Source organism: Paenibacillus sp. NPDC058898, assembly GCF_049316025.1.
Lineage (GTDB): Bacteria > Bacillota > Bacilli > Paenibacillales > Paenibacillaceae > Paenibacillus_AQ.
Genome location: NZ_JBMOSM010000010.1, coordinates 18,632 through 34,817 on the forward strand (window position 1 = coordinate 18,632; position 16,186 = coordinate 34,817).

Genomic DNA, 16,186 nt, shown 5'->3' on the forward strand with positions numbered 1-16,186 from the left:
CTGCGTGTAACCTATCTATATTGTAAAAGCGCTTTCAAAGGCGGACTATACTATAATTAAAGCATTAACCTTAAAAACTTTAGAACATCCTGTTCTTGAATTCATTCGGTGCCATGCCCCATCTTTTTTCGAAATGCTTAAGGAATTGATTGTAATGGCTGTAGCCGACCCTTTCGGCGATCTCACTGTTCTTCAGCTTGTTCTGTTTCAGCAGCGCGACCGCTTCCTCGATCCGCAAATTATGTATAAGTTCGTTGAAGCCGATCCCATTTTTACGCATCAGCAGTTGGCCGAGATAGACGGGGTGCAGATAAAAAAGCTCCGCCAATCGCTTAATCGTCAGATTCTCGCGGTAGTGCAGCCGAATAAAATCGTTAATCTCCTGGATTACGCCTTGCGATTGCCGGGCCTGCTCCTTGAGAAGAAGCTCGATGCTTGCTTCCCCGCAGCGTATCAGCTCCCTGAACCAATCGTCCAAATGGGTCGTCCCGTCTGTTAACTCGGTTATATTATTTTTAGCTGACAGGATATGATCTTCCCCGCCTCCAGTCTCTCTCACCAGGCTCTTGATCTTGTATAGAACATGGATGACCATTTTCTTCACGATGACTGGTGCAATTCGCTGCTCCCGAAGTCTGGATGCCGCCAATATGGTAGCCTCACGGAAATCATCCTTGCTGAGGAGCTCCACGGACCTGATGACCTCATCCAACAGACTTGTGGGGTAATGATAACGAAACGGCCGATCCCGTGCCTCCAGATAAGATATAACCCGTCCATTATCCGTATCATAAAATGTATGCTCGACAGCCTCCTTGGCGGTCCCGTAGGAATGATGGATCAACATCAGAGAAGGCCTCCCTTCTCCTTCACCCATAAGCACCCGTTGACCTTCAAAACGGCGGAGCAGCACGCGGATCGTGCCCGAGGGCACGATCCCTTTGTCAGGAGAATAGCCGTACACCAAACCAAGCCGGTTCGGTTCCAGATCGATGACATACTCCGAATTCGCTTGGGCGGACAAGCGGGCGACTTCCCTGACGTCAGGAAACAAGGCAGACTCGGCCTGGATCAGACATACGTTCCACTCTTGATGGGCGGAGGATATAACCTGAAGCTTCGACAGGCCGCTAGCCCGAAGCGGCATCTCCAGGAGTGATTGCTTGATCAGCGAAACATCCTCTTCCCTCTTAGCAATCACGCTCAGGCTTAATCTGCGGTGCTCCTGCATGAGCTCTGCATGAATCTTGCCGAGCTCCTCCTCGGCTTCCTCTGCGATAATAGGCTTCAGCATATAGTGATGGATGCCATGCCGCAATGCCTTCCTTGCATATTCAAATTCACTGTAGCCGCTCATAATGGCAAACTTCACGCCGCTGTCATGGTGATGCTGCTGCCAGGTTTCAATCATATGAAGTCCATCCATTAGCGGCATCTTCACATCGGTAATGACCAAATCCGGCACAAGCCCATGAATCATCTTCAAGCCTTCCACTCCGTTGCCGGCAGTTCCGCAGACGCTAAACCCCAGGCGTTCCCAATCGATCCACAGCGCCAGCCCTTCCAGCGCACCCGGTTCGTCATCGATCAACAACACTTTGAATGGCATGGTTCTCCTCCCCTCCGCCTTCATGTTCCCGAAGCTCCAGCAGCCGGATCGGAATCTCGAAGGAAACGGTTGTCCCTTGATTCGGCGTGCTGGCAATGTTGAAAATGACATGATCGTCGTAGTACAGCTCCAGCCGCCGATATACGTTTCGAATGCCGAAGCTGTTGCCCGAGAACTGCTCGTTACGGACCGAGAGAATAATGTCCCGTAGCTTGCTTTGCTCGATTCCCTTACCGTTATCCGTTATAACGATGCGAAGGTAGTCGTGGGCAACCGAAGCGCTTATGGTCACCAACCCGGCTCCATCCATCGCCTGCAGACCATATTTGCATGCATTCTCAACGAGCGGCTGAATGCTCATTTTCGGAATTTTATAATGAAGCGCTTCCAAATTGATGTTGAATTGATATTCGAATTTATCCCGAAAGCGGAATTTTTCGATTTTGAGATACATTTCGATAAATCTGAATTCCTCCTCCACGGAGACCAGATCCTCTCTCCAGCTCAGCAGTCTGCGAAGCAGCTTGGACAAGCTTTTGATAATATCCGTCACTTCCATGTAACGGTTCTTCGTGCAGACCACCAATATCGCATTCAGGGTATTGAACAGGAAATGGGGATTCATCTGGCTCTGCAAAAAGTTTAATTCAGCCCGAACCCGCTCCATCTCCAGGCTCTTCTTCTGAATCTCCAGCTTGTACACATTGTTGATCAGGGAGTTCATCTTCGTTGTCATCTGATTAAAATTCCGGATGAGTCCGCCGATCTCGTCCCGGCCTTCGTCCAGTTCAATCAAGTCGAATTTCTCGTTGCTCACCTTCTGCATATGACGGGACAAACGCTTCACCCGGTAATTGTAGGACCGGAGCATAACGGTAATAAAGACCGCCGCAACCAGCGTAACAACCGCTGCCAATACGAAGGTAAACAGCTGCATATCCAGCATGGCGCTCGTGATCCGGCTGCCCCGGTTGATGCCGATCAGCTTCCATCCCTTCACGTACCTGGCTGTTCCGATCGAGAACACATGCCGATCCTCTTCATCGTATTGCCCCAGATCAAACTTCGAATATGCGCTGTACTTCCCTCTTTCATAACCGCTGCTTGCCGACATAATAATCTCATTGTTCTCGTTGACCAAATACATATCCAGGTAATCGCGTTCCCGCACTATGACGTCATAGATCTTGCTCAGGTCGATGTCGATGCGAAGCAGCTTCTCATAGGTAGCATAGCTATCAAAATAATCCATCTTCTCAATGACGCTTAAATATGGAACCGTCGAAGCCGAGTTGTTTGCCTCCATAGCCCTATATGCCGCCACCAGCACAGGATGGGCCGAACTCTTCCACAACGCATACCAGTCGCTCTCAAGCACGTTATCGTCGATCACATGATAATTGCCGCCGGACACAATGGTGGAATTTTCGGTAAAGATGCTAATTCGCTGAATCTGGTTGTTAACCGGTATGTAGCTGGTTACCCGGTTCCGGAGCTGCTCATCAAAGGTCTCGTAGAAGTCCAACTGGGACTCATATTCACGGTCGAGCATTTCGTAAAGGGTCTTATCTGTGCTCAGCGCATGACTTACAGCGACCCCACCGTCGATGAAATTATGGATATCCTTCCTAGCCCGCTCCATCGAGATATCGAGGTTCTGCTCCTCTCTCTCTCGAATCAGCTCCGACATCCGATCCATAAAGATGAGGTTGACCACCAGAATAGGCAGCAGTACCCCAACGACAAAAATAAGAAAAAATTTAGTTTTCAACGGAATATCGTTCACGAAATTCCCCAGCCTGAACATCCTCTTCATGAAGGCACCCTCCCGGTTTAGCGCTGCTTGCTTTCAACATGATTCTTGTAATTCGAGGGCAGTATCCCGGTTGTCAGCTTAAACTTATGGATAAAATAGTCCGCGTTTGGGAACCCGACATGGAGCGCAACCTCGGAAACCTTCATGCCGCTACGTTTCAGCAGCAGCTTGGCCTCCTCGATCCGCTTGTCATTCAGATATTCCTTGAACGGCTTGCCTGCATGCTTCTTGAACAGCTGTCCCAAATAAGTGGCGTTCATATGAAAATGCCGTGCCAAATCCTGAAGCTGAAGCTTGCTTCGATATTCTCTGTCGACATACTGAATCACTTGAAAAATGGTGTTGTGCTCGTTAAGCTTTCTTAACTCGGCCAACTGCGAAGCGGCCTCGAACGAGAGCAGCCGCAAATAATTCTTTAACGCTGCGTTATGGCAAGCTTCACCCAGATGTCCAAGCTCCCCTTGCAGCCGGTTCATGAAAAGATCCGGATCTCCCTTCATCTCCGCGATCCTTCGGCACAGCTTCAATTCCAGATCGGCCACATCGGCTTGAAGAGCCCTCAGGTGGGGCAGGTGATCAGTCATGGCTGCATAAATCCGCGCCAAGCATGACTCGATGGACGCTTGTTCCCCCGCCATAATCACAGAAAACAATTCGTCTATCCATCCGAAGGGTAGCCCCAGGAGGTGCTCGCCCCTCCTCCACTCTTGATAACAAAACACGCCGCTTCTGCCTTGGCTCCGTTTATCATCACGCACCTCCGCGCTTTGCCTGTAAAGCTCTCCAATCGCCTGAATTCCTGTCCCCATTCCGCTTAACGCTGCGATAACCGGTCCTTTCAGCTCCTGGGCCAGAGCGGATTGCAATTGAAGCGCGGTCTCCATAACATCATCCGGAGTCGAATGCTCCACATGAAGCACCACTCCGATGCTCCCGCTGTTGTCCTGGAAACATCCCAGCGAGCTCTCGGGCCCATAATCGGCCATCCATTCGATCCAATCCACTCCCGTTTCAATAATCTCCGCCTCAATCAATAGGCACTGCAGCAGCGGCTTGCCCTGGATTAACATCGCTTTGCGCGCTTGCTCGGCCAAATCATGGCTCAGCTCATCCTGAATTAACCGGTTCAACAAATAATGGACGGCAAGGCCCGCCTTCTTCCGGTGGCTGCGTTCAGCGTCTCGTTCTTCCCGGATCTCATGGCTGAGCTTGGCAAGCACAGCTTCGATCTCCTCGTCATCTATCGGTTTCAGCAAATACTCGGCGACCCGTTGGCGCATGGCTTGATGTGCATACCCAAAATCATCATAACCGCTCAAAATAACGAATTTCGGAGGAAGAGGCAGTATCCGTTTACTGTGCTCAATCAATTCAAGGCCGTTCAGGACTGGCATGTGTATATCCGTCATCACCAGTTCGGGCTTCAACTGTTCCATTAACTTTAGCGCTTCCGGAGCGCTCAGAGCTTCTCCGCATATTTGAAATCCAAACCGGTTCCAATCGATCATGGTTCGAAGTCCCTCTAGGACCCATGGTTCATCATCCACCAGAAGTACATTGAACAATATCCTCGTCCCCCTTCACGAGCGTAATTATGTAAGCGCACCCATTTTACCTTATACTACCATACTAGTATATCTGTGAAAATATACTGCAGCTCGGCTGCTTTATATTGGCACAGTTCTCCTTCCGCCTCAGCCATGACCCTCTTCTGGAGCAGAAGCCGTTCTTCAGCTGACAAATCATTCACATGAAGCGTATTTGTACCTAGCTTGTACTCCATCTTGATTCTGGTCAGAACACAAATAACCCGTTAGCGGGTTCCTCATTCAAGGAGCTCCGCTTACGGGCTGATTAAACTCACCTATCCCTTAATCCCGGATAAAGTAACGCCTTCAATAATATATTTCTGACCGATGATATATACGATGAGGACCGGGATGAGCGCAATGGATGCTCCGGCCATCATGAGCGTCCAATCCGTTGAATACATGCCCCGGTACAAATTCAGCATCATCGGCACGGTAAACTTATCCGTGCTGCTGAGAAAAATCAGCGGGTTAAAGAAGTTGTTCCACATCCCGAGGAAGGTAAAAATCCCGAGTGCCGATAAAGCCGGTTTGATTAAAGGCAGCATAATCCGGGTGTATATCGTCCAGCGGTTCGCGCCGTCCACGATGGCCGCCTCCTCCATTTCCTTCGGAATGCCTCTGAAGAATTGCCGGAGCAGAAACACCCCGAAGGCGTTGAGAAGTGCCGAAGGGACGATAATCGCCAGATGTGTATCCAGCCATCCGATATTTTTCATGATCAGATAAAGCGGAATGATGGTCACTTGTCCCGGCACCATCATGGTAGCTAGAAACAGAATGAACAGCGGCTCCCGGAACGGGAACGTGATTTTGGCAAACGCATAGGCCGCCATGGAACAGGTAATCAGCTGTGAAACCACAACGATCATATTGATGTAGAAGCTGTTAAAATACGCGCGCCCGAACGGCAGCGCCGTCAACGAATCCTTGTAATTGGACCAGATGAACGGGTCAGGAATCCATTTGGGCGGCACGACGAATACTTGCGACAAATCCTTGAGCGAGCTGAGCACCATCCAGACAAACGGCAAGGCCATCATACACGCGCCTATGATCAGCACGATATGCAGCACTACGGTGGACATCCTCAATCCCCGATGTATCATTCATTTTCCCTCCTTCCTAAAGGTTCGACCGTCAGTCTTCGTAATGCACCCACCGCTTGGACATCCTCATCTGGAACAAGGTGAGCGACAGGATCATCACGAACAGGATGACCGCCGACGCCGTGCTCTTGCCAAAGGTGAAGTCCGCAAAGGCCGTCTCATAGATGTGATAGACAAGCGTATAACTGGCCTTCGCCGGTCCGCCGGAAGTCATGACAAACGACTGGTCAAACACCTGGAAGGAACCGATAATGGACATGATCGTTACGAAAAAGGTCGTCGGGGACAGCAGCGGAATCGTAATATGGATCAGCTGCTGCCATTTGCCGGCACCGTCAATCTCGGCCGCCTCGTAATAACTTCTCGATATGCCCTGAAGCCCGGCAAGGAACAGCACCATATTGCCTCCCAGCCCCATCCAGACGCTCAGCAGGGCAATCGAAGGCATCACGTACCTGGAATCCGTCAGCCAGGAGGGACCCGTTATCCCGAACCACTGCTGCAAGTACATGTTAATAAGGCCAAAGTCGGCGTTGAACAGCCACATAAACACGACGGCGACGGCAACGGACATCGTAATGTTCGGCATGAAGTAGATCAGCCGGTACAGAATCTTCCCGCGAACCCGGTTTAAGCCTACCGCCACCAGCATGGCCAGAACGATGCCTGTTGGTACCGAAAGAATCGTGTAATACACCGTGTTCACCAGTGCGATGTGGAACTCCTCATCCTGAAGCTGGGACACGAAATTTTGGAGACCGATAAACTTCTTGGCTCCCATGCCGTCCCAGTTCATCATGCTGATGACAAAAGCCGAGATGAGCGGGATCAATGAAAAAGCGATCAAGCCGATCATCTGGGGAAAGATAAAAAAGTAGCCCCATAAACCATCGGACGTCTTGCTCTTTAAGGTCGTTCTCCTCTCCGGAAACCGCTCCGGAGAAGGAGCGGCGCCGGAGCTTCCTGCAGGCTGCGTGTTCATTTCATCTCACCGTTCCTCCCCAGAGCTGGATCAATTCTTGCCGCTCTTGTAATCTTGAATTTTCTTGTTAGCCATATCCTGAATGTCCTTCAACGAGCTTTCAAGATCCTGATCTTTCAGCCATAGTGCCTCGAACTTGGACGTAATATCCTGGCTAAGCCCGGGAATACCAGCCTCGAACGGAGTCAGGGAATACCCGATCTCACGCGCGTCCAGGAATAACTGGGCATGCTCCGGCAGATTCCCTTCCAGCACCACCTCATCCGTTCCCTGTACCGACGGGACAGCATTGCCGCCGCCCTGCAGGCGAAAGCGTTGACCCTCTTTACTTACGTACTCGGAGAAGAAGGTGTATGCCGCTTCCTTATTCTTCGATGCCTTGTTCATCACCATGTATGCGGTCGGGATACCGGCCGGCTCGATCTTATTGCCGGTATTGGTTGGCCATGTGACCACGTCATATTCAAGTCCTTGATTCTTCTTGAACAGCGGCAAGTACCAGCGGCCTGCAGCAACGAATCCAACTTGATTGGACATAAACATGGCATCCCCGCCTTGCCCTTTTGGAAGCGTGCCGGAGAAGGTGATGTTTTTGGATTTCACGTTGTCGTACAGGAAGCGGAACGCCTCCATCGCCTTCGGATCCGAAGCCGCCACGAAATTCCCTTCGTCGTCGTATACCCGGCCGCCGTTGGAAGTCACCCAGCTGTGGTAGCTGTTCCACGAGTTATCCAGCACGTAGCCGTACTTTTTGCTGTCCCGGATCTTGTCCGACATTTCCTTGAATTTGTCCCAGGTCCACTGTCCGTTCGCCTGAAGATCGGCCGGCATCTCGGTAATTCCTGCTTCCTTCAGCACCTTCTTGTTGTACCACAACACCATCGGGTTACAGTCCACCGGTACCCCGAAGGTCTGACCATCCCGCACGGCTGCGCCCCACAAGCCTTCGAAATAATCATCTTTCTTGATTACGCTTTCCGGTGCTTCCATATACGGCGTCAAATTCTCAATGCTCTGATTCTCGATCAGTTTCACGACTAGGGCGTCCCCTGCATAGAAGATATCGGGGGCCGTCCCACCTGTTAACTGGGTTAATATTTTCTGATCATATTCGCCCGGAATCGGAATAAATTCGACCTCAATGTCCGAGTGATTCTTATTAAAGTCCTTCGTGAGCTCCTGGAAGCGGGTAAGCTCGCCGGGATTTCCCCAGGTCGCCCATTTAATCTTGACCTTCTCGCCGCTTCCGGGCTCCCCACCCTCTGATGTTCCGCCGCCTCCACACGCTTGGAGCATGGATGATAGTAGAAGAATGATTGCAAGCAATGACCCTCTCACCTGTTTCCTTGTCATTTCATTTCCTCCATTCAAACCAGATTTGGACTCGCTGGCACAGCTCTTGTAAACGCTTTAATTATAAAATTTTGGCAAAAAGTTTTTGAACGGATTATGTTCCGAAAAAGTGGATTCTTTTCGGATCCTAAGAAATTCCCATTATTTTCGATGCTGTCCCTGGTACTCAGCAGGCGTCATGCCTACCAACTTCTTGAACAGCTTGCTAAAGTATTTCACGTCATTAAATCCGGAACGATCCGCCACTTCATACACTCGTAGCGATGTGGTGGAAAGCAGCTCCTTGGCCCGTTTCAGCCGCAGATCAATCACATAGTCAATGAAGTTGTGCCCCGTGACGCGCTTAAACAATTCGCTAAAATAGTTGCGGCTTACGGCCACCTCGTCCGCCACCTCCTGGAGGGAGATCGGCTCAGTGAAGTGCGCCTTAATATATTGGACGGCCTGCAGCACGATTCGCTCATGCAGCGTGGATTCCGGTACGGGGTGACGCATGGCTTCCTCCCGCAAAGTATGGAGGCCTTGAAGCACCAGCTCTTTCACTTCCTCCACCGAGCGAAGCTTGCCCACTTCTCCGATTTGCGGTAACGGCGGGCAGCCGGGAAGATGAAACATAGCGAGCAAGCTCAGAAGCTCCTCTGCTTCCCGGAGGACCGCCCGTTTCTTCATCCTTCCGGGCTGCCAGCGCAGCATAATGGACTGCAGGCGCTCTTCGCTGATATCCATGTTCCCGACGGTCAGCGCGGCTCTTAGGGCATGCAGCTCAGCGGCCGGCCTCTCCTGAGCCGAATCGGCCTCGGTCAGAGGGAGCTCCCCTGCCCGAAGAATCTGTTGATCTTTATGAAAGAAGAGGCCTTCCAGGCACTCGCTAGCTTCTCGAAACGCTTCTTGCAGCTTATCCATGCCGTTATATCTCCTGCTGAGCCCCATCGCGCATCGGATCGGCAGACGGATGGCCGCTTCGTGCTCTGAAGCTGGAAGCCTTCCTGCATGCCGTAGGGGCACGTAGACAGCGATCCGATCCGTCTCCAGTCGAGCTGCCAGCGCCTCCGGCGCCTGGTCATATAACTGTCCCATTAATCGCTCGATCTCGTCATGCCAATCCTTGTGCTGAACCCCGGCCGCGCCAGCCCCTGGATCAGAATTAAGCTGGAGCACGGCCAGCAGATAAGGACCGTTATGGTTCCATGCTTCCAGCTTTGCGAGCGCACCGGGCTCCCCGGACAGCGCCTGAAAGAGGACTTTTTCCGCGGCCTTCTTCTGATTCAAACGCTGCTGCTGCTCATGCTCGGTCAAAATCCGCTGCATCTGCTTCTCCTCTTCCAGCTTCAAACGCATGCGATCAAGCACAGCACCCAAAGAGTCCGCATCCAGCGTCGGCTTGAGAATATAATCCGATGCGCCAAGCCTGATGCCTTCGCGCACGAACTCAAAATCGCTATGACAGCTGAGCAGCAGCACTTTCACCCAAGGACAAAGCTCCCTTGTCCGGCGGGTCAGCTCCAAACCATCCATGACCGGCATCGCGATATCCGTGATCAGAATGTCCAGATCCCCGTTCAGAATCCATTTCATGGCCCGCTGTCCGTTGGAGGCCTCGCCCACAAGCCGGTAACCATATTTCTCCCAATCGAAGGTCGATCGAAGTCCTGTACGTGCGATCGCTTCGTCATCCACGAGCAGCACTCTGTACATAATCGTCCCCCCTTTGCCTCGCAAATGTTATCGTGACCCGCGCTCCTCCGCCTTCCGGGCTTTCTACCCATACCCCGTAGCGACTGCCGTAATACAACTGGACCGTTTGGTGAACATGACGCAGCCCGATGTGGGTCATGCCTTGCTTGGAGTGATCCTGCTCATACGACAGCAGTCCGGCTATTCGTTCGGGCTTGATGCCGATTCCATTGTCCTCGATCCGAACCATGACATCCTGCTGGTGCGATGTTATTCGAATCGTGATAACGCCAGGATCATCAAGCGGGGCGATCCCGTGAAAGATCGCATTCTCCACAATCGGCTGCAGCAGCATCCGGGGAACATAGAGATCCTCCATTGGCTCGGGACATTCGATCCTCAGCTCAATTTGATGGTCGTATCGGTAATTCTGGATGATCATATATTTCCGAAGCAGCTCCAGTTCATCTCCAAGGCGTATGAACACCCCATTGCGCTCCAGGCTCCCCTCCAGCAGCTGAACAAGGGCCGTAACCGATCGATCCACGTCATTCGTCCGGTTCAGCTTGGCCATCCAGCGAATCGAGTTCAGTGTATTGTAGAGAAAATGAGGGTTGATCTGATACCGCAGCGCGCGGATTTCCGCCTTTTTTTTCTCGGATTCCTCCGCGGCGATTCGCCGGATCAGCAGATCGATCTGCTCAATCATTTTGTTGAAGCTTCTGCCCAGCTGACCGATTTCACTGGGACCCACATTCTTGCTGCGGACCGATAAATCGCCTGCTTCGCTTCTGCGCATCAAGCGGCTTAAATGAACGAGCGGATTGCCGATCCTCCGCGTCATGAAATAACCGATCCCGATCGCTGCCAGAATCGATCCGAATACAATCCAGACCGTGAAACTCCGGATGCTGGCGGAATCGGCCGTCAATTCCTTAAGCGGCACCATGCCGACCACATGCCAGCCGTTGTTCAGGCGCGAAGGGATCATCAGCGTTTTGTTGTTGTTCAGGTTGTATTCCGTCAATCCCGAGGGCAGCTTGATCTGGGACGGCTTCCCGTACATGGAAGGATCGGGATGGTAAAAGTAACGATTCTCGTCATTGGCCACGTACATATACCCCGTGTTGCCGAATTGGACATGGTTTAATTCATCGATCAGGACATCCCCCATAATCTCGATGAACATCACCCCGACGATCTCCCCCGTATCCCAGCTCCGGATTGCCCGGCCCAGCCCAAACACGGGAAATCCCATTCCCGTTTGCTTCAGGTAGGAGGTATCCGACAAGCCGAACCATACCGCCTGCCCGTTCGCCTCCAGTATCGCTTGATACCAAGGAGAATCCCACTGGTCCGGGATGGACATCAAGGAATCGGCGCTCAGGACCGAATTGTTCCGCTGCACGTCAAACACATACACGTCCAATATCTCCGGCGAATTAATCATGATGGAGGTCAACAGATCCTTTCCCTCCTTCACCTTCAACGTCAGGTCGTATTTACTGATATCCTGATCCTCGAGGATGCCGTGAACCACTTTGCTGTTCAGCACCATCATCGATGAGTCATCCAGTTTCTTGAAGAACATATTCAGCTTGTCACTGACTTGGGTGATCGTGAGGGAAGCCACTTTACTGACCTGCTCCTCCACGATTGAGGCTGACTTGTGATACGACAGGAAACCCATGATGAGAACCGGGAGTGTGGTGCCGATGAAAAAAAACAAAAAAAGTTGAATGACAATGGAATGAAGACGATGATATCCCCGCATACATGCTCCCTCCGTTTCATAAAATGAAAACTGCGAACCTTTTGTGATAGCGCTTACATAACTGTTTAAACTTCTTTCTTCTTCCTTTTGGACTTTCACCTTTCAGTCTCTCCCTTACCTCCTTCTCTAACATCCCGCTCTGGAGCACGCGTGTGAAATCCCTTGGTATTCCTCGCTCCCGGGTGTAACCATCGTATTATGTTTTCATGTCGATGTCCCTAAGTCCATCTGCTTATGTTTGGGCTGCAAAATAAAAAAAGATGGACCCGAAAACTCAGGGTCCATCTCTTTATATGTGAATATAATGCCGCCTTCTAGGCTTAGTAAGCCAGTGTAAACAAACCATTGATGTGGGATAGGTAACGCATGTTACTTGCTTCTTTCATCAAGGTTGCAGGCAGACCCTTCAATTGGGTCTTGTTAGCACCAATGGTACCGATGGCATCTTTACGTCCCAAGCTGCCGAGCGTACCGGAGAATACCGGTGTGAACGAAGCTGGTACGCCGCCATTCAATTGAGCGAAGATGTTGTAGCCGATCAGCTCGCCCATTTGCCATGCCAGCTGTGCTGTTGGCGGGTATGGACGACCTTCCGGTCCCATAACAACCGCGCTGTCACCAGCAACGTATACGTCAGGGTGGGATGCGGATTGCAGGAATTCGTTAACAACTGCACGACCACGGTTGACTTCGATGCCGCAGTTAGCCACAACGGAATTACCCTGTACGCCGCCAGTCCATATCAATGTGCTGGTTTCGATCGTGCTGCCGTCTTTCAGTTCAACGGTAGTGCCATCCATTTTGGTAATCGGCAATCCGGTCAGGAAGTTCACGCCGCGTTTTTGCAGGCTTGTTGTTGCGCGGTCAACCAGTTCTGCAGGGAAGCCTGGCAGAATGGAAGGAGCTGCTTCAACACAATAAAGCGTGATTTCTTGTGGATCGATACCGTATTTGCGAGCCAGCTCGCTTTTCATATCGGCATATTCACCAACAAGCTCAACGCCTGTCAAGCCGCCGCCGCCAACAACGATGGTAGCGTCCGCTTTGTTTTTCGTTTTGCTATATTCCGCAATACGGGATTCCACATGAGCACGCAGACGGTTAGCATCGTTCACGGACTTCAGGATAAAGCTGTTCTCTTGCAGTCCTGGAATGCCGAAGAAGGCCGTTTCGCTGCCCAGTGCGATAACCAGGGCATCATATGTGAAGTTTCCGCCGTCATCAAGGGAAATCGAACGCTCATCCGGCTTGATTTCCTTAACGTTGCCGATGCGCAGGTCAACGTTCGCGCCACGCAGAAGCTTATCGAGCGGCAAAGCTACTGCTTTCTCTGCGATGTTGCCTGCTGCCAGACGGTGCAATTCCGTAATGATCTGATGGGTTGGGAAACGGTTGATCAGCGTGATTTTTGCACCAGCACCAAAATGCTCGCGTGCAGAAAGCGCACTAAGCAAGCCGCCATAGCCTCCGCCCAAAATTAAAATATGTTTAGACATGACCATCCTCCGTTCTTCGTATGATTTATGGATTAACGCTTGTTTTGTTGGTCGCGCTCGTTAAGAACGTCCAAAAAAGCCTGAGCATAGCGAAGACCCTTTTGAACCTGAGGATCTTTCAGCATTTTCATCAGACCAAATACGCCAATCTGAGCTTGGTCGCCTTGAGCGTGTACACGGTCTCCGGCTTCGATAGCTGCAGATGCAACGCTTTTCGCTGCTGTCGTGACCGGCTTCGCGAATCCGCTAAGGGAAGCCATGGTGTCTTCCGCAAGCACGGGATCTGTAGCTACGGATTTACCGAAGTCATAAGCTTTAGTCATGACGGTCAGCATTTCTGCAAGTTTTGGAAGATTGTCCACGAGAGTTGTGAGGGATTCCTGAACCTCGGGCTTGAGCAGTTGTTCGAGCAGCACATCAGGACGGCTGGACGCCGCAGCTTCTTGGTTTCCTACAACATTTTCCGGAGTTTCGGACGGCTGTGGAGAAGATGTTTCTGTCATAAAGAATTGCCTCCTTTTCTTTAAGTGAATTCCCAAGATGGACTTGGCGACGATCGAACCGGTTAGCTTTAATTTTGGGATAACCGGTATCTATTATGCATCACTTACAAAAGTGCGAACTTAAGGGTGACTCACTATCGCCAAAAATAAAGCAGGGGGAAACTTCCCCCTCCTTTATTCTGAAACAATCTTAGGGATTGTGATAAATATCTCTAAGTACTAGTCTATAACTTGTGAAGCATAATTACAAACATAAAATGCAATTTTCGACTACAAAGTTAGAACGCGATACTCGCTTTCTTCATATGTCACTCTTGTAACAGGGCGGCCGGAAAAGTCAAGCGCTTCCCGAAGCGGAATCCAAGCAGTACCGCCGATTAAATGAACATCCGAAGACACCGGTTTGCCCCCTGTTTGCATGGGGAATAGCAAGCCGCCAACCGGGTCTGCTTCCCAGCGATTCCCTGCCAGCGTCACCTGCACGGTCTTGTTGTGAGACTTCCAGGACACGCTTCCGCCGAGCCGCTCCACCAGGGCGCGCAGCGGTACCATCAACCGGCCGTCCACCATTTTGTATTCCCCTGCCGCGAACGCAGTCTCCATTCCTCCGAATTCCACGGCCAGCGTTCGCCCAGTCTCAAATAGCGCGGCATTGGCTGCGACATGCTCCTCGATCCATTGCTTTGAAGGCTGCGAAACCTTACGTGCACTCTGCTGGGCACGAAATTGAACGGGCTGAATTTCCGGAGATAGTACATCAAAGGCATAGCCTTGCTTTTTATAATAAGAAATGATGTCCGGCAGAGCCTTTACGCTTTCGGCATGACCTCTACCGTCATGAAGAAGCACAATTGCCTCATTGCCGTTCACTTTCGTGGTTGCCCCTTTTACGATGTCTTTAACCGGGACGCCTCGATACCTGGAGTCGCCGCTGTCGACGTTCCAATCGAATACATGATAGCCCCCCTGCTTCATGAATTGAAAATAGGCTTCGTCAAAATGGCCGGCCGTTCCCCCGGGAGCTCTGACCAGCTGCGGCCGTTCCCCCGTAATTAAACGAATGATTTCCTCCGTTTTCTTAATCTGTCCCCAGAAATCCTGAAAACGCCCGTAGAGCTTGTCATAACGATGATCATATGTATGATTCCCGATCACATGGCCCTCCTCATAGATGCGGTTAATAATCTCGGGACGGGTCTCCGCTTCCTTACCCAGTACAAAAAACGTGCCTTTAATTCCTTCTCGCTTCAAAATATTCAGCACATCAAGCGTCAAATCCGATGGCCCGTCATCAAATGTCAGGTATACCGTTTTGTCACTTTGTTTCTTATATTGAACAGGTGCGGCGTTCACAGCCGATGTATTCTTGTATGCAGTCGTAACGATAGGCTTGCTTGACGCTTCCGGCTTCACCTGTATATCCTGCCCAGTCACTGTCATTGGCGCTGCTGCCAGAGGCGCGTGTTCCATATATATGTCAGTCGGCTGCTGGACCTCAAGCCCCATACCGATCATGATGAGCACTGCCAATACGCCGAAAAATACCGCAATTGATGTTACCCGCACCATATTTTTCATTATCAACTCTACCTCCATCGTTTCTATGAGTTCGGCTTCCTGATAGATTATATGGAGGGTGTTTCAAAAAAAGACTAGAATTTGAGTAAACTGAATTCATTATTCCTCTGGTCTTATTTGTTAAAAAAAGGTCCCTTATCATGCCTGTCCAGGCATGCTGAGGGACCGTTCTTCATATAGCTATGACAGCACGGCTGTGAGAACCGCTTCGACATGACCTTTCACTTTTACTTTCCGCCACTGGCCTGCAAGCTTTCCCTGCTCATCAATCAAGAAGGTAGAGCGTACAATACCCATATACTCGCGGCCGAACATCTTCTTCATCTGCCATACGCCAAATATTTCGCTTACCTTGTGCTCTTCATCAGACATGAGCAAATAGGGAAGGCTATGCTTATCAATGAATTTGGCATGGGATTTCAGTGGATCCGGGCTAATCCCGATCACCACTGCGCCAGCTTGCTCCAACGCACCATAGTTGTCCCGGAAGCTGCAAGCCTCCTCGGTACAGGTTGGGGTCATATTTTTCGGATAGAAGAACAGCACGACTTTACGTCCGCGAAAATCGCTTAATGCTACCTTCTCCCCGTTCGAAGCCGGAAGTGAAAAATCCGGCACCTGGCTTCCGACTGTCAACTGCGTTTGATCTACGATAAGGCTCAACTCCTACTGTACGGACTTTAGTCCCGAAAATTGATTGTCT

The 16,186-nt window shown here is 50.9% G+C and carries 13 protein-coding genes; all 13 read right to left on the bottom strand.

The genetic code is table 11. The features are described 5' to 3' along the window. Window positions 1–79: 79 nt before the first annotated feature. Window positions 80–1,609: a response regulator gene (locus ACOZB4_RS23640; RefSeq protein ID WP_379414552.1), complete on the bottom strand. Its 1,530-nt coding sequence runs from the start codon at window positions 1,607–1,609 to the stop codon at window positions 80–82. Next, a complete protein-coding gene (locus ACOZB4_RS23645) occupies window positions 1,581–3,425 on the bottom strand; it encodes a sensor histidine kinase (protein ID WP_379414551.1) in 1,845 nt (614 codons plus the stop codon). The genes ACOZB4_RS23640 and ACOZB4_RS23645 overlap by 29 nt, the downstream gene beginning before the upstream one ends. Window positions 3,426–3,442: 17 nt before the next feature. After that, a complete protein-coding gene (locus tag ACOZB4_RS23650; RefSeq protein WP_379414550.1) occupies window positions 3,443–4,990 on the bottom strand; it encodes a helix-turn-helix domain-containing protein in 1,548 nt (515 codons plus the stop codon). 56 nt (window positions 4,991–5,046) lie between these two features. Then, complete coding sequence (locus ACOZB4_RS23655) at window positions 5,047–5,208, bottom strand: hypothetical protein (RefSeq protein WP_422759662.1); 162 nt, start codon at window positions 5,206–5,208, stop codon at window positions 5,047–5,049. An 81-nt stretch (window positions 5,209–5,289) separates the two neighbouring features. Continuing rightward, entirely contained in the window at window positions 5,290–6,123 is an 834-nt protein-coding gene (locus ACOZB4_RS23660) for a carbohydrate ABC transporter permease (RefSeq protein WP_076325872.1), read from the bottom strand. 31 nt (window positions 6,124–6,154) lie between these two features. Next, complete coding sequence (locus ACOZB4_RS23665) at window positions 6,155–7,105, bottom strand: carbohydrate ABC transporter permease (protein WP_083659825.1); 951 nt, start codon at window positions 7,103–7,105, stop codon at window positions 6,155–6,157. A 30-nt stretch (window positions 7,106–7,135) separates the two neighbouring features. Next, window positions 7,136–8,458 carry an ABC transporter substrate-binding protein gene (locus ACOZB4_RS23670; RefSeq protein ID WP_379414548.1) on the bottom strand — a complete coding sequence of 441 codons (1,323 nt, stop codon included), beginning with the start codon at window positions 8,456–8,458 and terminating at the stop codon, window positions 7,136–7,138. A gap of 141 nt (window positions 8,459–8,599) precedes the next feature. Continuing rightward, window positions 8,600–10,153, bottom strand: coding sequence for a response regulator (locus ACOZB4_RS23675; RefSeq protein ID WP_379414547.1), 1,554 nt, complete (start codon window positions 10,151–10,153; stop codon window positions 8,600–8,602). Beyond that, window positions 10,128–11,906, bottom strand: coding sequence for a sensor histidine kinase (locus ACOZB4_RS23680; protein ID WP_379414546.1), 1,779 nt, complete (start codon window positions 11,904–11,906; stop codon window positions 10,128–10,130). Before ACOZB4_RS23680 ends, ACOZB4_RS23675 begins: the two co-directional genes overlap by 26 nt. 320 nt (window positions 11,907–12,226) lie before the next feature. Continuing rightward, window positions 12,227–13,402, bottom strand: coding sequence for an NAD(P)/FAD-dependent oxidoreductase (locus ACOZB4_RS23685; protein WP_379414545.1), 1,176 nt, complete (start codon window positions 13,400–13,402; stop codon window positions 12,227–12,229). Window positions 13,403–13,434: 32 nt separating this feature from the next. Next, complete coding sequence (locus ACOZB4_RS23690; RefSeq protein WP_076325876.1) at window positions 13,435–13,905, bottom strand: DUF1641 domain-containing protein; 471 nt, start codon at window positions 13,903–13,905, stop codon at window positions 13,435–13,437. A 270-nt stretch (window positions 13,906–14,175) separates the two neighbouring features. Further along, window positions 14,176–15,483, bottom strand: coding sequence for a polysaccharide deacetylase (locus tag ACOZB4_RS23695; protein ID WP_379414544.1), 1,308 nt, complete (start codon window positions 15,481–15,483; stop codon window positions 14,176–14,178). A gap of 180 nt (window positions 15,484–15,663) precedes the next feature. Continuing rightward, window positions 15,664–16,146 (bottom strand): thioredoxin-dependent thiol peroxidase, encoded by a 483-nt coding sequence (gene bcp, locus ACOZB4_RS23700; protein ID WP_076325878.1) that lies wholly within the window; start codon window positions 16,144–16,146, stop codon window positions 15,664–15,666. Window positions 16,147–16,186: the final 40 nt, after the last annotated feature.